Annotated in this window: 18 protein-coding genes; 11 read left to right on the top strand and 7 right to left on the bottom strand. The window is 69.0% G+C overall.

What is annotated here, in order from left to right; all coding sequences use genetic code 11:
• Positions 1–158 precede the first annotated feature (158 nt).
• Positions 159–1,790, top strand: a complete 1,632-nt coding sequence (locus IT779_RS00815) for an ABC-F family ATP-binding cassette domain-containing protein (protein ID WP_196147187.1) — start codon at positions 159–161, stop codon at positions 1,788–1,790.
• Positions 1,791–1,873: 83 nt separating this feature from the next.
• Positions 1,874–2,107 carry a helix-turn-helix domain-containing protein gene (locus IT779_RS37350; RefSeq protein ID WP_232541338.1) on the top strand — a complete coding sequence of 78 codons (234 nt, stop codon included), beginning with the start codon at positions 1,874–1,876 and terminating at the stop codon, positions 2,105–2,107.
• 28 nt (positions 2,108–2,135) lie between these two features.
• Here IT779_RS37350 and IT779_RS00810 read toward each other — a convergent pair whose 3' ends face one another.
• The 3 genes from IT779_RS00810 to IT779_RS00800 form a co-directional block, all read right to left on the bottom strand.
• The gene (locus tag IT779_RS00810) at positions 2,136–3,239 is read right to left on the bottom strand and encodes an ATP-grasp domain-containing protein (RefSeq protein ID WP_196147186.1); all 1,104 of its coding nucleotides are present in this window, start codon (positions 3,237–3,239) and stop codon (positions 2,136–2,138) included.
• Positions 3,209–3,361 carry a hypothetical protein gene (locus tag IT779_RS00805; protein ID WP_196147185.1) on the bottom strand — a complete coding sequence of 51 codons (153 nt, stop codon included), beginning with the start codon at positions 3,359–3,361 and terminating at the stop codon, positions 3,209–3,211. Before IT779_RS00805 ends, IT779_RS00810 begins: the two co-directional genes overlap by 31 nt.
• A 188-nt stretch (positions 3,362–3,549) precedes the next feature.
• Entirely contained in the window at positions 3,550–3,732 is a 183-nt protein-coding gene (locus tag IT779_RS00800) for a hypothetical protein (protein WP_196147184.1), read from the bottom strand.
• A 705-nt stretch (positions 3,733–4,437) separates the two neighbouring features.
• Between IT779_RS00800 and IT779_RS00795 the strand changes: the two genes are divergently transcribed.
• Positions 4,438–5,232: a hypothetical protein gene (locus IT779_RS00795; RefSeq protein ID WP_196147183.1), complete on the top strand. Its 795-nt coding sequence runs from the start codon at positions 4,438–4,440 to the stop codon at positions 5,230–5,232.
• Between the two features lie 54 nt (positions 5,233–5,286).
• On the opposite strand, the gene IT779_RS00790 is transcribed toward IT779_RS00795, so the two are convergent.
• On the bottom strand, positions 5,287–5,859 hold the full coding sequence (locus IT779_RS00790; RefSeq protein ID WP_196147182.1) for a TetR/AcrR family transcriptional regulator: 573 nt from the start codon (positions 5,857–5,859) through the stop codon (positions 5,287–5,289).
• A 107-nt stretch (positions 5,860–5,966) separates the two neighbouring features.
• Entirely contained in the window at positions 5,967–8,783 is a 2,817-nt protein-coding gene (locus tag IT779_RS00785; RefSeq protein WP_196147181.1) for an aconitate hydratase, read from the bottom strand.
• Positions 8,784–9,168: 385 nt separating this feature from the next.
• Between IT779_RS00785 and IT779_RS00780 the strand changes: the two genes are divergently transcribed.
• The 8 genes from IT779_RS00780 (at position 9,169) to IT779_RS00745 (ending at position 17,753) form a co-directional block, all read left to right on the top strand.
• Positions 9,169–9,735, top strand: coding sequence for an Rv1476 family membrane protein (locus IT779_RS00780; RefSeq protein ID WP_196147180.1), 567 nt, complete (start codon positions 9,169–9,171; stop codon positions 9,733–9,735).
• Between the two features lie 277 nt (positions 9,736–10,012).
• Positions 10,013–11,428: an NlpC/P60 family protein gene (locus IT779_RS00775; RefSeq protein ID WP_196147179.1), complete on the top strand. Its 1,416-nt coding sequence runs from the start codon at positions 10,013–10,015 to the stop codon at positions 11,426–11,428.
• A 429-nt stretch (positions 11,429–11,857) separates the two neighbouring features.
• Entirely contained in the window at positions 11,858–13,021 is a 1,164-nt protein-coding gene (moxR1, locus tag IT779_RS00770; RefSeq protein ID WP_232541337.1) for a chaperone MoxR1, read from the top strand.
• A gap of 32 nt (positions 13,022–13,053) precedes the next feature.
• Entirely contained in the window at positions 13,054–14,004 is a 951-nt protein-coding gene (locus IT779_RS00765; protein WP_196147178.1) for a DUF58 domain-containing protein, read from the top strand.
• Positions 14,001–15,002 (top strand): VWA domain-containing protein, encoded by a 1,002-nt coding sequence (locus tag IT779_RS00760; protein ID WP_196147177.1) that lies wholly within the window; start codon positions 14,001–14,003, stop codon positions 15,000–15,002. The genes IT779_RS00765 and IT779_RS00760 overlap by 4 nt, the downstream gene beginning before the upstream one ends.
• 84 nt (positions 15,003–15,086) lie before the next feature.
• Complete coding sequence (gene fabG1, locus IT779_RS00755) at positions 15,087–15,809, top strand: 3-oxoacyl-ACP reductase FabG1 (RefSeq protein ID WP_196147176.1); 723 nt, start codon at positions 15,087–15,089, stop codon at positions 15,807–15,809.
• Between the two features lie 37 nt (positions 15,810–15,846).
• The gene (gene inhA / locus IT779_RS00750; RefSeq protein ID WP_196147175.1) at positions 15,847–16,680 is read left to right on the top strand and encodes an NADH-dependent enoyl-ACP reductase InhA; all 834 of its coding nucleotides are present in this window, start codon (positions 15,847–15,849) and stop codon (positions 16,678–16,680) included.
• Positions 16,681–16,694: 14 nt separating this feature from the next.
• Positions 16,695–17,753, top strand: a complete 1,059-nt coding sequence (locus IT779_RS00745; protein ID WP_408637713.1) for a ferrochelatase — start codon at positions 16,695–16,697, stop codon at positions 17,751–17,753.
• Between the two features lie 425 nt (positions 17,754–18,178).
• Here the strand turns inward: IT779_RS00745 and IT779_RS00740 are convergent, their stop codons facing one another.
• Positions 18,179–19,552 (bottom strand): SPFH domain-containing protein, encoded by a 1,374-nt coding sequence (locus IT779_RS00740; RefSeq protein ID WP_196147721.1) that lies wholly within the window; start codon positions 19,550–19,552, stop codon positions 18,179–18,181.
• The gene (locus IT779_RS00735; protein WP_196147174.1) at positions 19,552–19,983 is read right to left on the bottom strand and encodes an NfeD family protein; all 432 of its coding nucleotides are present in this window, start codon (positions 19,981–19,983) and stop codon (positions 19,552–19,554) included. The genes IT779_RS00740 and IT779_RS00735 overlap by 1 nt, the downstream gene beginning before the upstream one ends.
• Between the last annotated feature and the right edge of the window lie 25 nt (positions 19,984–20,008).

Here is a 20,008-nt window from a genome sequence, read left to right as displayed (position 1 = left end):
TGGCGGGTCGCCAGGAAGGTAATGGATGTCACATGCGCCCGCCGGGGTTCGCCGGGTGGGCCTGACGGCGGGTAAAATCAGTGGTTCGTGTGCGCATCGCGCCCATAGCATCGAGAACACCCCGTCCGAGCACTGCCGTATTCGTGAGGAGCCCGTCTGTGATCACCGCGACCGACCTGGAGGTCCGGGCCGGCGTCCGCACTCTCCTGTCGGCCCCCGGACCAGCGCTGCGGGTGCAGTCGGGCGACCGTATCGGACTGGTCGGTCGCAACGGCGCGGGCAAGACCACCACCCTGCGGATACTCGCGGGCGAGGGCGAGCCCTACGCGGGAAAGATCGTGCGCTCCACCGAGATCGGCTACCTCCCGCAGGACCCGCGCGAGGGCGATCTCGATGTGCTCGGCCGCGATCGGGTGCTGTCCGCCCGCGGGCTCGACACGCTCATCCGTGACATGGAGAAGCAGCAGGCCCTGATGGCCGAGGTGGCCGACGACGGCGAGCGCGAGAAGGCGATCCGCCGCTACGGCAGGCTGGAGGAGCGGTTCTCGGCGCTCGGCGGATACGTCGCCGAGAGCGAGGCGTCACGCATCTGCCACAGCCTCGGCCTGCCCGACCGGGTGCTCGGCCAGGCGTTGCGCACCCTGTCCGGCGGCCAGCGCCGCCGAATCGAGCTGGCGCGCATCCTGTTCTCCGCCTCGGACGGCAGCGGCGGCCGCTCGGACCGCATCCTGCTGCTCGACGAGCCGACCAACCACCTCGACGCCGACTCCATCACCTGGCTGCGCGGTTTCCTGCAGAGCCACGACGGCGGCCTGATCGTGATCAGCCACGATGTGGAACTGCTCGAAGCCGTGGTCAACAAGGTGTGGTTCCTCGACGCGGTGCGCGGCGAGGCCGACGTCTACAACATGGGCTGGAAGAAATATCTCGACGCCCGCGCCACCGACGAGCAGCGCCGGGTCCGCGAGCGCGCGAACGCGGAGAAGAAGGCGAGCGCGCTGAAGGCGCAGGCCGCCAAGCTCGGCGCGAAGGCCACCAAAGCCACCGCGGCGCAGAACATGGCCAAGCGCGCCGACCGCCTGCTGGCCGAACTCGACGACGTGCGGGTGGCCGACCGGGTGGCAAGGATCAAGTTCCCGGAGCCCGCACCCTGCGGCAAGACCCCGCTGATGGCCGAGAACCTGACCAAACTCTACGGTTCGCTGGAGATCTTCACCGGCGTGAACCTGGCCATCGACCGCGGTAGTCGCGTGGTGATCCTCGGCCTCAACGGCGCGGGCAAGACGACGCTGCTGCGGTTGCTCGCGGGCGTCGAACAGCCGACGGCGGGCGGGCTGGTGGCCGGGCACGGGCTCCAGGTGGGCTATTTCGCGCAGGAGCACGACACCCTCGACGATCACGCCACGGTGTGGGAGAACATCCGCCACGCCGCCCCCGACGCGGGTGAGCAGGATCTGCGCGGACTGCTCGGCGCGTTCATGTTCTCGGGTCCGCAGCTCGACCAGCCCGCGGGCACCCTGTCCGGTGGTGAGAAGACCCGTCTCGCGCTGGCCGGTCTGGTGTCCTCGGCGGCCAATGTGCTGCTGCTCGACGAGCCGACCAACAATCTCGATCCGATCTCGCGCGAACAGGTGCTCGACGCGCTGCGCACCTACGCGGGCGCGGTGGTGTTGGTGACCCATGATCCGGGCGCGGCGGAGGCATTGTCGCCCGAGCGCGTCATTTTACTTCCGGACGGCACCGAGGATCATTGGTCCGCCGAATATCTGGAACTTATTCAGCTCGCGTGATTCTCATCACACGCACCCGTTGATCACGGCCCCTCGAGAACCTAGCCTGGATAGACGCGCTGCTCGGCGACTCGGAGGAAGCCATGAGCGACAGGCCCACACAAGGCAAGGCCACATTGGGTAAGGGCACCCGCGTCACGGGAAAATCACGTGACCGCCTACAGTCCCAGTTGAAGAAGCAATACGAGGCGGGCGCAAGCATTCGCTCGCTGGCACGATCGACGGGCCGCTCGTACGGTTTCATCCACAATGTGCTGGTGGAATCGCATGTCCAACTACGCAGTCGAGGCGGCGCCAATCGTCGCAAGACCCAATAGGCGCACGGGGCAACCGGCACAGTCGAATTCACGGCGGCCACCCGGAGCCGGTGAGCTGATCACCGGCCACCGTGCCGTCGCCGCGGACGAGTAGGTTGCCCACACTGCGCGAGAGCGGCAGACCGGTCTCCCGCTCCAGGTGTGCGAAGTGTCCACGCGGGTCGACCTCGCGGAAGTAGTACTCCCCGTCCAGGCCGAGCCGCAGACTCAGCACGCCGAAACTCAGTCCGAGCGCGCCCATCAAGGTGGACAGTGACTTGCTCACCGAGGCGGGCAGTTTGTCGGGCCGGTAGGAGTTCGGCGGGTCGAGCCGCACCGTCCATTCGATGCCGTCCACCCAGACCACACGAAGATCGCAGCGCGGTGGGATGTGGTCCTGGAGGGCGATCGGCGCGGACTCGGAGACGGTGAGTCGGTCGGGGTCGGCGAAGCCGCCTGCGATGGTGGAGCCGGCGAAGTCGCTTGCGGTGCCGGAGCCGGCGAAGTCGGCAGGAGTGACAGAGCCGGCGAAGTCGGCGGGAGTGACACGGTCGGCGAAGTCGGCGGGAGTGACACGGTCGGCGAAGTCGGCAGGAGTGACACGGTCGGCGAAGTCGGCAGAAGTGCCGGAGCCGGCGAAGTCGGCAGAAGTGGGGCCGGCGAAGTCGGCAGCGGTGCCGGACCGGTAAACCACGGGGCCGGGCCGGGATTCGACGAAATCCCGCGCGTCGTCCGCGTCGTTGGTGATCAGTGTCTCCGGCACCGCGCACCCGGCTCGCTGCGCCGTCTCGAGCTGCACGATCGCGCGCGCAGCGAAGCTGTCGGCGGCGGGATCGTTGATCCAGACGGCCGGAATCGACCACAGCAGCCCTTCGAGAAAGCTGTCGCATTCGGCGCCACGGCCGCGGTGCCCGCTCGCGGGGACCCGCCACCAGACCGAGCGCACCCCGTCGAGTCCGGCGAGGTGTGAGACGGTGCGCGCGGTGCCGAACCGGTGCAGCCGGAAACTGCCGCGTTCGCGCGGGAAATCGCGCAGGTCGAGGTGGATCGCGGTGACCGCGTGGTCCGCTCGCAGCGTCGCGGTCATCGCGGCGACGTGCGGATCGTCGGATTCGGTGACGATCAGTACCGAGCCGGGTAGTCGCGCCGCCATGGGCCGATCCGTTCGGTCGCGATGGATGCCGCGGTCGAGGCGGCGGGCGTCGCGGGACGGTACGTCGCGTCGACCATGGTGGGCACTCCGATCTGCTCGGGATTTGCCATGATCACGAGCATGTACCGAATCATAGCGTGCGGCATGGTCGGTTCGGTTGGGTTCCGGCATTTCGCCCGATTCGGCGGCCAGTCCGATTATGCTCGTGTGTAAAGAGTTTCGATATATGATCGGGTGGCCGCGCCTCCCGTGCGGTGTCCGCGTCTCGGTCCCGTCTGATGCTTGCCAGATAATCGCGACGGTGGACCGCTCAACGACTTTCGAGACCGGAGAACGCGGCCGTCCGATGGCCGCTCGGCACCGAGAGCACCGGATCGACCGCCACCGTGGTCATCGCCCTGACCTGCCCGGCGCTGGGTGTCGGGATTTCGGCCGCGAGGGTTGCGACGGGCAGTTCGCCTTTAGCCGACGGCGCCGGTGATGAGTCGATCAATGGAATCCTGTTCGCCGGGGAATGGAATCCTGTTCGCCGGGGTCGGGCGGGACTCTCGACCTCCGGCCCGGTGGACGCGGATCGTCGCGCGGTGCCGACGCGTACGCCCCGCTCTCGACGTCGAGGCGATGCGATCATCGGCGACCGAGCAGGCCGACGGCGGTCGGCATGCGGCGAGGGTGCGCGGTGATCCCGTCCGAGGAGTAGCGCGCGGCGAGTTCGACGTCTGCGCGGCACTCCATCGCGCGCCCTTCGAACCGAATCCTTCCGCGACGGGTGACCCGCTCGTGCCCGCGCGCTCGAGGACGAACCGGCGACCCCGATGCGCGCCGCGTCACGCTCGCGCGGTAAGAGATGAGGTGTCGACCGTGCCGGCTCGAATCGCCGCACCGGTACGCCGCGCCTTCGACGCGCCGGCGACCGTCACGCAATTCGGTCGCGCCCACCGCAGTCGGGGCATGCTGGTCGACGCGGCGTGGTCCCCGCGCACAATGCGAATGTCGAACGCGTGCTCGCGATCCGCGGACCCACGGACCGCCGCGAATTCGACCGCATCGTACGAGTACCGCCCGCGAGCGCGAGACCCGATCCGGCTGTCACCGTGCCTGGAAACAGGTAGTCGCTACGCGCGCGCAACCCCTCCAGGGTGCCGCACCCTGACAGTACGGCGTCGCGTCGGGCGGCGTTGGCAGAGGGGAGGATTCGATGATCGACATCATCACACTGCGCGGTACCGGCGAGCCGCGCAACTCCGACGGCAAGCCTGCGGGCATGCTGCGCGATGTCACGAAATTGCTGGATCCGATGCGGTTCACGGCATTCGAGCCGAACTGGCCCGCGTCGGTTGGGCCTACCCCCGACCTGTGGGGGCCGTCGTTGGACACCTCGGTCCGCAAGGGGGTGGCCGCGGGCGTCAAGGCGATCCAGGATTCGCCGAATGTGTGCGCGCTGTTGAGCTATTCGCTCGGCAGCATCTGTGCGAGCAAGATCCTGGAGGGGGTGCGCGCGGGGACCTACACCAATACGGACGGCTCACCGCTGGAGATCGCGTTCGCGGTGTCGATCGCCGACCCGCTGCGCAAGGCGGGCGACTCCGTCGGGAACCTGTGCCCGCCGACGACCTTCGGCCTGCACGGACAGCACGGTCCGTGGCCCGAGGACATCCCGACGCGGGCCTACGCCAATCCCGGCGACGTCATCACCGCCGCGCCCGCGAATTCGCCGCTGCGCATCATCGATGTGGGGATCTCGCCGTTCTCGTTCGTCGAGGGCGCGCGCATCGGCAATGTGGGGCCGTTGATCTTCGCCGAACTGCTGCGCTTCCTCATGAGCGACCCGGCGGCGAACCTGAACCGCTACACCCAGGCGGTGCAGGGCGTCATCGGATATCTCACGCCGTGGCCGGACGGGCAGCACGTGCGGTACTCGGGCCACGACATGCCGGGCACCGACGTGCTGTGGACCACCCACGCGGCGGAGTACATCAACGACACCTTCTGAGCACATCCGCGACGGCGGCGCCGGAATCCGGCGCCGCCGTTTCGAGCGCGCGGCTCACTCCTTGCGCCGCACCGACGCCTCGACGAGATCCAGTACCGCGGAGAGGTTCTCGTTGGTGTGCCCGGACGCGATCCGGGCGATGAGGCCGTCCAGCACCAGATCCAGGTAGCCGAGCAGCACATCGGTCGGCACGTCGTCGCGCAGGGCGCCCGCGGCCTTGCGCCGTTCCAGCCTGGCCAGCGTGGCCGCGGTCAGTTCGGCCGAGCGCTGGGTCCAGCTCGCGCGGAATTCGGGATCGGTGCGTAGTCGCCGCGCGATCTCCAAACGTGTTCCGAGCCAGTTGAACTGCTCAGGATGGGTGAGCATGTCGCGCATCACCTGCACGATGCCCTGATTGGCCGCGACATCGGCCATGCGCTCGGCGTCCTCCTGCGCCAACGCGAGGAACAGCGCGTCCTTGTCGCGGAAGTGATGGAAGATGGCGCCGCGGGACAACCCGATCGCCTCCTCCAGACGGCGGACGGTCGCTCCGTCGTAACCGAATTCGGCGAAGCAGGCCCGCGCCCCTTCGAGAATCTGGCTGCGACGTGCGGCGAGATGATCTTCACTGACCTTGCCAAATCCCAACTCCGCGTGGTTTGGGGGGGTGGCCCGCCCCCCGGGGCGTTCGGGGGCGCGCACCTCGATACACGACTGCTCGGATCATCCCCGCCGCGCGGGGAGCGGCGAAACCATCAGCCGCGAATCATGTTCCGCAGCACGTACTGGAGGATGCCGCCGTTGCGGTAGTAGTCCGCCTCACCGGGGGTGTCGATGCGGACCACGGCGTCGAAGGTGATCTTCTCGCCGCTGTCCTTGGTCGCGGTGACCTTCAGGGTCTTCGGCGTGACACCCTCGTTCAGCTTGGTGACGCCCTCGATGTCGAAGACCTCGGTGCCGTCGAGCTTCAGCGAGGCGGCCGACTCGCCCGCCGGGAACTGCAGCGGGATGACGCCCATGCCGATGAGGTTCGAGCGGTGGATGCGCTCGAAGGATTCGGTGATGACCGCCTTCACGCCGAGCAGGCGGGTGCCCTTGGCCGCCCAGTCGCGCGAGGAGCCCGACCCGTACTCCTTGCCGCCGAGCACGACCAGCGGGATGCCCGCGGCCTGGTAGTTCTGCGAGGCGTCGTAGATGAACGCCTGCGGTGCGCCGTCCTGGGTGAAGTCGCGGGTGTAGCCGCCCGAGACGTCGTCGAGGAGCTGGTTGCGCAGCCGGATGTTGGCGAAGGTGCCGCGGATCATCACCTCGTGGTTGCCGCGCCGCGAGCCGAGGGAGTTGTAGTCCTTGCGCTGCACGCCGTGCGAGTCCAGGTACTGCGCGGCGGGAGTGCCGGGCTTGATGGGGCCCGCCGGGCTGATGTGGTCGGTGGTGACCGAGTCGCCGAGCAGTGCGAGCACGCGCGCGCCCGTGATGTCCTCGACCGGCGCGGGCTCGAGCTCCATGCCGTCGAAGTAGGGGGCCTTGCGCACGTAGGTGGAGTTCGGGTCCCAGGCGAAGGTGTCGCCCTCGGGGGTCTCCAGGTTGCGCCAGCGCTCGTCGCCCTCGAAGACGGTGGCGTAGGACTTGGTGAACATGTCGCGGCTGATCGCCGACTTGATGGTGTCGTCGATCTCCTGCGCCGACGGCCAGATGTCCTTCAGGAAGACCGAATTGCCGTCGGTGTCCTTGCCGAGCGCGTCGACCTCGAAGTCGAAGTCCATGCTGCCCGCGAGCGCGTAGGCGATGACCAGCGGCGGCGAGGCCAGGTAGTTCATCTTGACGTCGGGGGAGATGCGGCCCTCGAAGTTGCGGTTGCCCGAGAGCACCGCGGTGACCGAGAGGTCGTTGTCGTTGACCGCCTTGGAGATCTCCTCCGGCAGCGGACCGGTGTTGCCGATGCAGGTGGTGCAGCCGTAGCCGCCGACGAAGAAGCCGAGCTTCTCCAGGTACGGCCACAGACCGGCCTTCTCGTAGTAGTCGGAGACGACCTGCGAGCCCGGCGCCATGTTGGTCTTCACCCACGGCTTGGAGGACAGACCCTTCTCGACCGCGTTGCGCGCCAGCAGGGCCGCGCCGATCATGACCGAGGGGTTGGAGGTGTTGGTGCACGAGGTGATGCCCGCGACCACGACGGCGCCGTGGTCGAGCACGAAGTCGCCGCGCTCGGGATCGGAGACCTGGATCGGCTTGGACGGGCGCCCGACGCTGCCGTTGGCGGCCGACGGCAGCACCGCGTCGTCCTCGGCGAAGGAGAGCACGGCCGGATCGGAGGCCGGGAAGGACTCCTCGATGGCCTCGTCCAGGTGCGTGTGCGGGGTGTCGGCGGCCGGGCCGGACTCCGCGTCGTTCGTGTAGTTGTGGATGTCCTTGCGGAACGCGGTCTTGCTGTCGGACAGCAGGATCCGGTCCTGGGGGCGCTTGGGCCCCGCGATGGAGGGGACGACGGTGCTCAGGTCGAGCTCGAGGTACTCCGAGTACGCGGGCTCGGATTCGGCGTCGTGCCACAGACCCTGCTCCTTGGCGTACGCCTCGACGAGCGCGAGCTGCTCGTCGCTGCGGCCGGTGAGGCGCAGGTAGTTGATGGTCTCGGCGTCGATCGGGAAGATCGCCGCGGTGGAGCCGAATTCGGGGCTCATATTGCCGAGGGTGGCGCGGTTCGCGAGCGGGACCTCGGCGACGCCGCGGCCGTAGAACTCGACGAACTTGCCGACCACGCCGTGCTTGCGCAGCATGTCGGTGACGGTGAGCACCACGTCGGTGGCGGTGACGCCGGGCTGGATCTCGCCGGTCAGCTTGAAGCCGACCACGCGCGGGATCAGCATGGAGACCGGCTGGCCGAGCATGGCGGCCTCGGCCTCGATGCCGCCGACGCCCCAGCCGAGCACCCCGAGGCCGTTGACCATGGTGGTGTGCGAGTCGGTGCCGACGCAGGTGTCGGGGTAGGCCTGCCCGTTGCGGACCATGACGGTGGGCGCCAGGTATTCGATGTTGACCTGGTGCACGATGCCGACGCCGGGCGGAACGACCTTGAAGTCGTCGAAGGCGCCCTGGCCCCAGCGCAGGAACTGGTAGCGCTCGCCGTTGCGCTCGTATTCGAGGTCGACATTGCGCTCGAGCGCGTCGGCGCGGCCGAATACGTCGAGGATGACCGAGTGGTCGATGACCATGTCGGCGGGGGAGAGCGGGTTGACCTTGTTCGGGTCGCCGCCGAGGGTGGTGACGGCCTCGCGCATGGTGGCGAGGTCGACCACGCAGGGCACGCCGGTGAAGTCCTGCATGATCACGCGGGCGGGCGTGAACTGGATCTCGGTGTCGGGTTCGGCGTTCGGGTCCCAGTTCGCGATGGCGCGGATGTGGTCGGCGGTGATGTTCGCGCCGTCCTCGGTGCGCAGTAGGTTCTCCGCGAGCACCTTGAGCGCGTAGGGGAGTTTCTCGGTGCCCGGCACGGCCGAGAGTCGGAAGATCTCGTAGGAGTTGCTTCCGACCTCGAGGGTGCCCTTGGCGCCGAAAGTATCGATACTTGTCGTCACGTCAGCTCCACTCGTCTGTGAGGGTTGTCCACCGGCGGGGCTGTGCCGGTGGCTGGGTGGTGTCGAGCGACCCGTGCGGGGCCGCGACGGGGGTCCTGGGAGGGGCTCCCGCGCCGTCGAGCGCCGGTTCCTCGCTCCGCAACCCTAACAGTACGCTTGTCCTAAGAAGTGCGCGGGGGCCGGTCGGCGTGGCGTCGTCCGCCGCCCCGGTGGCGTGTCGCGTACTGTGCTCTCGAGCGAACGCGGCGGCCGGACTCGGATCCGGCGCCGCGATCCCGAAGGGGTGGTGGCGAGCCACCCGTGTCGGACCGGGACAATGCTCACCACGCAGTGATGGATGCCCGTCGCCTCGCACGCCGATGCGGCTCGACAGACCGGATGGAAGATGGCCCCCTCGCACACGTCGGTTTTCACCCCCATGGCGGCGGAACTGCCGCCAGGCATCTCGGACAGCGGCCTGCGGACGATCCTGGTCGACGTGGCCGACAACCACGTCGCCGCCCCGAAGGGCAAGGATCAGGCGGGACTCGAGGCCGTCGTCGCCGACGCGCGATCGCACGGGATCCCGCTCAGCATCGTGGTGATTCCCGGCAATCCAGGCCACGACTCCAATCTACGTGACCTCGCCACCGAGGTCGGCAAGCGCGAGCACGGCACCGTCTTGGTGCTCAGCGACGACTGGGTCGGCACCTACAGCGATTCCATCAGCCGGGTCACCCTCGAATGGGCCGAGGACTACGCCAAGGGCAGGCAGGGCGAGTCGGTCGAGTCGGCGCGCGTGTTCGTCGACCATCTCGCGGAGCCGGAGTCGGTGTCGTGGACGGCCATCACCTCGGTGATCGTGGTCGGCACCGTGCTCGCGGTCGGCGGCCTGCACTGGGTGAAGGTGCGGCGCGCGAGAGCCGAGGCGGCCGATGTCGTCGGCGCGAGCGCGGCGCGGGCCGTCGACTGAGTTCCGGTCTTCGCGAACCGCCCTTTTCATAACGACCGGTTCGGTTTTGCCGGTGTCCGCCTCTCACGTATCTGGCTAATTGCTGGCAACGTGCAAATTACGCGCATGTGATTCTGTTGCCAGAGTTTTCTAGGTGTCGGATGTGTCGTACGGTTCTATTGGTTACCAATGGTGAATTTGTACTGACCAGGGCCATTTGTCGACCACTGGGCTCGATGGTTCGGCAGGGGCTCGTGAGGCTCTGCCGAATGAGGGCTGCGAAGTCCTTGGAGGTGCGATGCGCTGGTTCGCCGTGGGCTTTCGACACCCACTATCGATCGCCATAGGATTGCTGACGGCCGTGACACTGCTCGCCGGTGCCGGTGGAGTCGCCGCGGTGCCGCCCCCGCCGCCCAACCCGAGCGACGGCGCGATCGCCGACGCCGGTGCGCGGGTCGAGGCGAACGTCGGCACGGTCGGCGCGCTCATCAACCAGGTCGCCGACGTCGAGCAGCGGCTGCGCGAACTCGACGACGCGGTCGCGCTGCGCCGCGAGGAGGTCAACAAGGCGCTCGTCGACCTCCAGGACGCCCGCGACGCCGCCGACGCCGCCACCGAGGTCGTCGCCGAGACCGGGCGCGAACTCGACGCGGCGGGCGGTCGGGTCGCCGCCGCGCGCAAGGAGTTCGACGAATTCGCCACCGGCGCCTACACCCGGCCGACCTCCGGGTCGATGGTCACCTACCTGGCCACCAACAGCCCCGGCGGCGCCATCGACCGCGCCGAGATCCTGAGCCTGGTCACCAAGAACCAGCAGCGGGCCATGGACGGGCTGCGGCGCGCCCAGATCGAACAGGGCAACCGCAATTCCGACGCGCGCCAGGCGAAATCGGCCGCCGACGCCGCCGCGGCGCGGGCCGAGCAGATGAAGGGCGCGGCCGAGAACGCGATGGCCGCCGCGACCGCCGCGTTGAACGACCAGACCGTGCGGCGCGAGGACCTGCTGCGCGAGCGCGCGGCGGCCCAGCAGCAATTGGACGCCGCGCGTGCGCACGTCGAAGGCTTGCAGAACCAGCGCGACGCGTTCCTGGCCTGGGACGACCGGCGTCGCGCCGAGGAAGCGGCACTGCTGGCCGCCGCCCGCGCCGCGGCCGCCCGTGCCGCCGCCGATCAGGCCGCCCGCGAACGCGCCGCCCAACTCGGCGAAGGCAGACGACCGCACACCGACGTCCAGAACTCCACTCCGTCGCGCCGCGGCACGCCGCGACCGACCCGACCGTCGGTGACCGGGACCGCGGCCGTGGAAACCGTGGTGGACCGGGCGATGTCGCAACTCGGCGTGGTCTACGCCTGGGGCGGCGGCAACGCGGACGGCCCCACACTCGGCATCCGCGACGGCGGCGTCGCCGACAGCCACGGCGATTTCGGCAAGGTCGGCTTCGACTGTTCGGGGCTGATGATCTACGCCTTCGCGGGTATCGGCGTCGCGCTGCCGCACTACAGCGGCTACCAGTACAACGCGGGCACCAGGGTCCCCGTCGACGAGCGCGAACGCGGCGACATGCTGTTCTGGGGTCCCAACGGAAGCCAGCACGTCGCGCTGTATCTCGGCGACGGCACCATGGTCGAGGCGCCACAGTCGGGCGATGTCGTCAAGGTTTCGCCGGTGCGCGAGTCGGGCATCATGCCCTTCGCGGTCCGTCTCGCCGACTGAGCCCCCCGCGCTCCGCCTGCGCGCGTTCGGCGACCGGAACGCCAGGCGCGGTCCACGTCGCCGGCAGAGCGCCTTCTGCTGACGTCACAGACCGTGGTCGTGCTGTCCGCGGACGTGTGGTCTTCCGAAGTGGAGGTGTTCCGGCCGCGCGCGTTGGGCAACCTGCGTCGGGCAACCTGATCGCCATTGGCGGACCACCACAGGCTGAGCACCCGCGTGTCGACCCTGCCGCTTGCTGATGTTGCTACCCACCGAGGCGCGCCCTTCCGAAAGGTGCGCGTTCGGCAACCTGAGAATTCGCAGCGAGTGTCCTGCGGAATCCCGAGGAATCCGGTGCGAATTCGGCTCAGACCGGAGCCGGTTGCGGCACGTCCGGCGATTACCTGGAATAGTTGGGGCGGCACGCACAGGACCGAGGTGAAAGCGGGGATGTTGGTGACTTCGACGGATGGTGTGAGCGGGGCGAGCCTGGCGAAGGATGCGCCGGACCCCGCGGCCGGCCTCGAGCGTGACGTCCAGACCCTGGAGAAGGCGATCTACGAGGTCAAACGCGTGATCGTCGGTCAGGACCGCTTGGTCGAGCGATTGCTCGTCGGCGTGCTCGCGCGCGGCCACGTCCTGCTCGAGGGTGTGCCCGGTATCGCCAAGACGCTCGCGGTGGAGACCTTCGCCAAGGTGGTCGGCGGCAGCTTCTCCCGCGTCCAGTTCACCCCCGACCTGGTGCCGACCGACCTCATCGGTACGCGCATCTACCGCCAGGGCCGCGAGCAGTTCGACACCGAACTCGGTCCCGTCGTCGCGAATTTCGTACTCGCCGACGAGATCAACCGCGCGCCCGCGAAGGTGCAGTCGGCGCTGCTCGAGGTGATGGCCGAGCGGCACGTCTCCATCGGCGGCAAGACCTACCCGATGCCCGATCCGTTCCTGGTCATGGCGACCCAGAACCCGATCGAGAGCGAGGGCGTCTACCCGCTGCCCGAGGCCCAGCGCGACCGCTTCCTGTTCAAGGTCGTCGTCGACTACCCCTCGGTGGAGGAGGAGCGCGAGATCATCTACCGGATGGGCGTCACCCCGCCGGAGGCCAAGCCGATCCTCGATCCTTCCGAACTCATCCGGCTGCAGAAGGTCGCGGCCAACACCTTCGTGCACCACGCGCTGGTCGACTACGTCGTCCGGGTCATCGCGGCCACCCGCAAGCCGCTCGACTTCGGCATGCAGGACGTGGCGAACTGGATCTCCTACGGCGCGTCTCCGCGCGCCAGCCTCGGCATCATCGCCGCCGCCCGCGCGGTCGCGCTGATCCGCGGCCGCGACTACGTGGTCCCGCAGGACGTGGTCGAGGTCATCCCGGATGTGTTGCGCCACCGCCTCGTGCTGTCCTACGACGCGCTGGCCGACGAGATCTCGCCCGAGGACGTGATCAAGCGGGTGCTCCAGACGGTCGGCCTGCCGCAGGTCGCGCCGCAGGCGGTCGCGCCCAACGGCGCCGCCGCGCCCGCGCCCGGTGGTCAGCAGATCCCGCAGCCGCCCGCCCAGCCGCAGGCGCCCGTCGGTCAGATGGCACCGGCCGCCGTCAACAACCAGCCCAAGTGACGGCCGCACCGGATCCCGCTGCCCGAGCGCCGATGACCCAGCACGCACCGCCGTCCTTCCGCTCGGGTGAACTCACCGATCCGCGGCTCACGGCGGCGCTGAAGACCCTCGAACTCACCGTGCGCCGCCGCCTCGACGGCGTGCTGCACGGCGATCATCTCGGCCTGATCCCCGGTCCCGGTTCCGAACCCGGCGAGGCGCGCGCCTACCAGCCGGGCGACGACGTGCGCCAGATGGACTGGTCGGTCACCGCGCGCACCACGCACCCGCACGTGCGGCAGATGATCGCCGACCGCGAACTCGAGACGTGGATGGTCGTCGACCTCTCGGCCAGCCTCGATTTCGGTACCGCGTCCTGCCAGAAGCGCGATCTCGCGATCGCCGCCGCGGCCGCGATCACCCATCTCACCAGCGGCGGCGGCAATCGCATCGGCGCGGTGGTCGCCACAGGCGAACAGCTGGTGCGCATTCCGGCGCGCAGCGGTCGGGTGCACGCGCAGTCGTTGCTGCGTGGCATCGCCACCACACCGCACGCCCGCGACGGCGTGCGCGGCGACCTGCGCGGCGGCATCGAGTCGCTGCGCCGCCCGCAGCGCAAACGCGGTCTCGCCGTGATCATCAGCGACTTCCTCGGCGATATCGACTGGCAGCGTTCGCTGCGCGCCATCTCCGCGCGCCACGATCTGCTCGCGGTCGAGATCCTCGATCCGCGCGATCTGGAACTGCCCGATATGGGCGATGTGGTGCTGCACGATCCGGAGACCGGGCGGACCAGGGAATTCAGCGTGACGCCAACGCTGCGTGCGGATTTCGCGGCTGCCGCCAAGAGACATCGCGCCCAGGTCGAGCAGGCGCTGCGCAGCTGCGGCGCGCCGGTGCTGACCTTGCAGACCGATCGGGACTGGATCGCGGACGTGGTCCGTTTCGTCGCCACCCGGCGCCACGCGTTCGGCGCCCCGAGCGGACAGGCACCGCGCCAGTGAGTATTTCGCATTTCACCGCGCTGATCTGGCTCGCCTTCCTCGTCGTCGTCGCGCTCATCGCACTCGGCTACGTGCTCGTGCAGCGCGGCAGGCACAAGCACATGCTGCGGTTCAGCAATATGGAATTGCTGGAGAAGGTCGCGCCGTCGCGCCCGAGCCCGCTGCGCCACGTGCCGATCGCGCTCATGCTGGTCGGGCTCGTGCTGCTCACCATCGCCGCGGCCGGGCCGACCTCGGTGCAGAAGGTGCCGCGCAACCGGGCCACGGTCATGCTCGTCATGGACGTCTCGCTGTCGATGGAGGCCACCGACGTCGCGCCGAGCCGCATCCAGGTCGCCAAGAAGGCGGGCAAGGAGTTCGTCGACGGCCTGCCGACCGGGCTGAACATCGGCTTCGTCACCTTCGCGGGCACCGCGTCGGTGATGGTGTCGCCGACGACCAACCACGAATCGGTCAAGGCGGCCATCGACAACGTCAAACTCGCCGAGCGCACCGCCACCGGTGAGGGCATCCTCACCGCGTTGCAGGCCATCGAGACCCTGGCCTCGGTGCTCGGTGGCGGGCAGGAGCCGCCGCCCGCGCGCATCGTGCTGATGTCGGACGGCAAGCAGACCGTGCCCTCCTTCGACGACGTGGACAATCCGCGCCACGAATTCGTCGCGGCCCGTCTCGCCAAGACCAAGAACGTGCCGATCTCGACCATCTCCTTCGGCACTTCGTGGGGTTCGGTGGAGATTCCGCGCGAGGACGGCTCGTCGGAGAAGGTTCCGGTCGCGGTCGACGACGACGCCATGCGCGAACTCGCCAGACTCAGCGGCGGCGACTTCTACACCGCCGCCTCGGCCCAGGAGCTGACCAAGGTCTACGACACCCTCGAGGAACAGATCGGATTCGAGCTGACCAGGGGCGATGCGAGCAGGCCGTGGTTGCTGCTCGGCATGCTGCTGGTCGCGGCGGGCATCGTCACCGGATTGCTGTACCGGCAGCGCCTGCCGTGATCGGCGCGCCGCGCGCAGGTCGTATGCGCGCGCTCGGTGGGGCAGCGCTAGGTCTCGATTCGGTGACGGGGTAGGTTGATCGCCATGTCCAACATCACATCTCGGTCGGTACTGGTCACCGGCGGTAATCGCGGCATCGGACTCGCTGTCGCGCGGCGTCTGCTCGCCGACGGTCACAAGGTGGCCGTCACCCATCGCGGATCGGGCGCGCCGGAAGGCATGCTCGGCGTGAAGTGCGATGTGACCGACACCGATTCGGTGGACGCGGCGTTCGCCGAGGTGGAGCAGAAGCAGGGCGCGGTCGAGGTGCTGGTCGCCAACGCGGGCATCGTCGACAACACGTTGCTCATGCGGATGAGCGAGGACCAGTTCAGCCGGGTCATCGACGCCAACCTCACCGGCGCGTGGCGCTGTGCCAAACGCGCCAACCGGGCCATGCTGCGCGCGAAGTTCGGCCGGATCGTCTTCCTCGGCTCGGTCGTCGGCCTCAAGGGCGGGCCGGGCCAGGTCAACTACGCCGCGTCCAAGGCGGGCCTGGTCGGCATGGCGCGTGCGATCACCATGGAGATCGGTTCGCGCAACATCACCGCCAACGTGGTGGCGCCTGGACTGATCGACACCGACATGACCCGCGAGGACATGACCGACGAGATGCGCGATCTCGTCCTCAAGTACGGCATTCCCGCGCAGCGGATGGGGCAGCCCGAGGATGTCGCGGGCGCGATCAGCTTCCTCGTCTCCGACGACGCCGGCTACATCACCGGCGCGGTCATCCCCGTCGACGGCGGCATGGGCATGGGCCACTGACGTCCCCGATTCACCTACACAGGAGAACTACAGACTCATGGGCGGATTGCTCGAGGGCAAGACCATCCTGATCACCGGCATCATCACCGATGCCTCGATCGCGTTCCACGCCGCCGCGGTGGCGCAGGAACAGGGTGCACGCGTCATCATCACCGGTTTCGACCGGCTGCGGCTGATCGACCGGATCGCGCAGCGGCTGCCGAAGGAGGTGCCGCCCGCGATCGAACTCGACGCGACCAACGAGGAGCACCTCGCCACCCTCGCCGACCGGGTGCGCGAGGTCGCGCCCGACGGCGTCGACGGCGTGCTGCACTCCATCGCGTTCGCGCCGCGCACCCTCATGGGCCCGGACGCCAAGCCGTTCCTCGACGGGCCCGGTCCCGATGCCGCGAAGGCGTTCGAGATCTCGGCGTGGAGCTACGCCGCGCTGGCCCGCGCCGTGCTGCCCGTGATGAACGCGGGCGGTTCCATCGTCGGCATGGACTTCGATCCGCGCACGTCGATGCCGTACTACAACTGGATGGGCGTGGCCAAGGCGGCGCTGGAATCGGTGAACCGCTACGTCGCGCGCGAGGTCGGCGCGGCCAAGAAGGTGCGGTCCAACCTCATCGCCGCCGGTCCGATCAAGACGCTGGCCGCCAAGGCGATCGCGGGCACCGCGACCGACGACGCCGCGAAGATGAACCAGCTCAACACCTACTGGGACGGCGCGTCCCCGATCGGCTGGGACGTCGACGACCCGACGGTGGTCGCCCGGTCGATCTGCGCCCTGCTCTCGGATTGGCTGCCGGGCACCACGGGGTCGATCATCTACGTCGACGGCGGCGCCAGCCACAACACGTGGCTGCCGGAGGATCTGCCGACGGCCTGATGGGCGACATGGCGATGAGCGGTGACTTCGACGCGCTGCTGGTCCTGTCCTTCGGCGGGCCGGAGCGGCCCGAGGACGTGATGCCGTTCCTGGAGAACGTCACCAGGGGGCGCGGGGTGCCGCGCGAACGCCTCGAGGAGGTCGCGCGGCACTACCTGCACTTCGGTGGCGTGTCCCCGATCAACGAACTCAACCGCGACATCATCGCCGCGGTCGAGGGCGAGTTGGCCGCCACCGGACTCGAGATGCCGGTGTATTTCGGCAACCGCAACTGGCATCCGATGGTGGCGGACACCGTCGCGCGCATGGCCGCCGACGGTGTGCGGTCCGCGCTGGTGTTCCCGACCTCGGCGTGGGGCGGCTATTCGGGCTGCCTGCAATACCACGAGGACATCGCAAGGGCGCGTGCGGCATTCGGCGACGGAGCGCCGGAACTGGTGAAACTGCGACAGTATTTCGACCATCCGCTGTTCGTCGAGGCGGTCACCGACGCGATTCGGGAAGCGCTGGAACGGATTCCGCCGCACCGGCGGGCCGAGGCGCGGCTGGTGTTCACGGCGCATTCGATTCCCGTCGCGGCCGATATCGCCGCGGGCCCGCCCGACGGCGGCGGCAGGCTCTACAGCCGCCAGGTCGCCGACGCGGCTCGATTGTGCGCCGACGCGGCGGGTTTCGCCGATTTCGACGTGGTGTGGCAGTCGCGGTCCGGCCCGCCGCAGGTGCCGTGGCTCGAGCCCGATATCGTCGACCACCTGGAGAATCTGTCCGGCAAGGGCGTCGAGGCCGTTGTGGTGTGCCCGGTCGGATTCGTCTCCGATCACCTCGAGGTGATCTGGGATCTGGACAACGAGGCGCAGGCCAAGGCAGCCGAGCTCGGCATGTCCTTCGCGCGCACGGCCACCGCGGGCGCCGATCCGCGTTTCGCCCGGCTGGTGGTGGAGTTGATCGGCGAACATCTCGAGGACGGTGCGCCGCGGCGGCTCGGTTCGGTGCCCGGCTACGGGTGCACCCGTGACGGCGCGCCCTGTGTCGTCGGGTGCTGCGCCGTCCGTAGACCCGCCGCATCGTCGTAATCCGCTCGCACGGTAGCCATTCGGTGCCGGAACAGCTCGCGCAGCGCCTTGGTCCGGGCGGTCCGTGAAGGAAGTTCTCTGAGCGGGTCCGCGAAAGGGGTCCGGGCGGTTCGTGTAGGAGTCCCCGAGCGGCTCGTGGGTATACAGGCGGCCCGTGGGTGGAGTTCCAGGGCGGAGTCCGGGGGCTCGCGGAGGTGCGCCCGTGCACGGCTGGTGAGCGGGCACGCTCTGTCAGGTTCGTTCAGGCCGTGAGTCACGGTGTGCGGTTGCGGGTTTCGAGGTGTGGGCGGGTTGTCGGGTCGTGCTCCGTTCCGCGTGGCTCGCGGGCGGACCGGGGTCGCGGATGGTGTCGTGCACTACCGATTCCGCGCCGACAGCCCCGCGCCTCGGTGGGGACAGCGCCGAGGCGCGTGGCTGCTCTCAGGTCAGCGCCGCGGTGGCTGCGGCGGTTCCCATGTGTTGCCGTACCGCTCGTCGCGACCGTGCTGGGGCTGCTGTTCCCACTGGCCTGGCTGCCGTTGCTCGCGGCCGTGTTGGGGCTGTTCCCACTGGCCTGCGTGCGGCTGTTCGTTGGGGTGCTGCGGCGGCGGCGCGGACAGATCCGGTCGCGGCGCCGGGAATTGTTGCGTCGCACCGGGAATGGCGGTCGGTTGGCTCTGGTGCGGCCCGGGAACGGCGGGCGGCCCGCCGGGATGCGGTGCGGGGGTGGGCCCTTCGACCGGGGTGCGCGCGGTGGCCTCGGCCGCGCGCACCGCGCGTTCGATGGTCGGATCGGGCGCGGTGTCGAACCAGTCGGCGACATCGGAATCGTCGTCGACCGCTATGGCGTCGTCAGCGGGCGGCTCGTAGCGGAACACGCCGTCCTCGCCCTTGGTCCCGAACGCCTTCGCGAAACCCTCGAGCGCCTTGCCGAAATCGCTCGGCACCAGCCACATCTTGTTGGCGTCGCCGCGCGCCACCATCGGCAGCGTCTGCATGTACTGGTAGGCGAGCAGTTCCGGGGTCGGCTTGCCCGATTTGATCGCGGCGAAGACCTTCTCGATCGCCTTGGCCTCACCTTGGGCTTGCAGGAACGCGGCGGCGCGCTCACCCTGGGCGCGCAGGATGCGGCTCTGCCGTTCACCTTCGGCCGACAGGATCGAGGACTGCTTGGCGCCCTCGGCGGACAGGATCTGCGCCTGCTTGGCGCCTTCGGCGGTCTTGATCTGGGATTCGCGCTGGCCTTCGGCGGTGAGGATCATGGCCCGCTTCTCGCGGTCGGCCTTCATCTGCTTCTCCATCGACTCCTGGATCGACGGCGGCGGGTCGATGGACTTGAGCTCGACGCGCGCCACCCGCAGCCCCCAGCGTCCGGTGGCCTCGTCGAGCACCCCGCGCAGCTGGCTGTTGATCTGGTCGCGGGAGGTCAGCGTCTCCTCCAGCGTCATGCCGCCGACCACGTTGCGCAGGGTGGTGACGGTGAGCTGTTCGACGGCCGCGATGTAGTCGCTGATCTCGTAGACCGCCGCCTGCGGGCTGGTGACCTGGAAGTAGACCACCGAGTCGATCTGCAGCGTGAGGTTGTCCTGGGTGATCACCGGCTGCGGCGGGAAGGACACGACCCGCTCGCGCAGGTCGACCTTGGCGCGGATGTGATCGGCGAAGGGCACGAGGAGGGTGAGTTGTCCCGAGGCGGTGCGCGAATATCGGCCGAGCCGTTCGATCACGGCGGCTTCGGCCTGCGGTACCAGGGCGATCGACTTGACCACCACTACCGCGACCAGCAAGACGAGCACGATGGCGACGATGAGTACGCCCATTACGGTCCCTTCCATACGACGGCGGTAGCGCCGTCGATCTTCATGACATACACCGTTGCCCCCGGTTCGTAGACTTCGGTCGGGTCGATCGGGCGCGCGGTCCACACCTCGCCGCCCAACTTCACCAGCCCCGCGTGGGCGGCGACCTCTTCCAGGACCAGCGCCGACTTGCCCGGCAGCGCATCGATATTGGTCAGTGTCGGCGGCGGGCTGCCGAAGCGCCTGCGCAGCAGTGGGCGCACACCGAGCAGCAGCACCGCCGAGATGACGGCGAACACCACCGCGTCGGCCGCGATCGACGTGTCGGCGACGGCGCTGACACCGGCGGTGCCCAGCGCCGCGATGCCGAGCATCAGCAGCGTGAGGTCACCGGTGAGGACTTCGGCCGCCGCGAGCAGTATTCCCGCGACGAACCAGACGATGGGGCCCACAGCACTCACTGTAGTTCGCCCCGCG

Source organism: Nocardia bovistercoris (assembly GCF_015674855.1).
GTDB lineage: Bacteria > Actinomycetota > Actinomycetes > Mycobacteriales > Mycobacteriaceae > Nocardia > Nocardia bovistercoris.
This window is presented reverse-complemented; position numbering and strand designations above follow the sequence as displayed.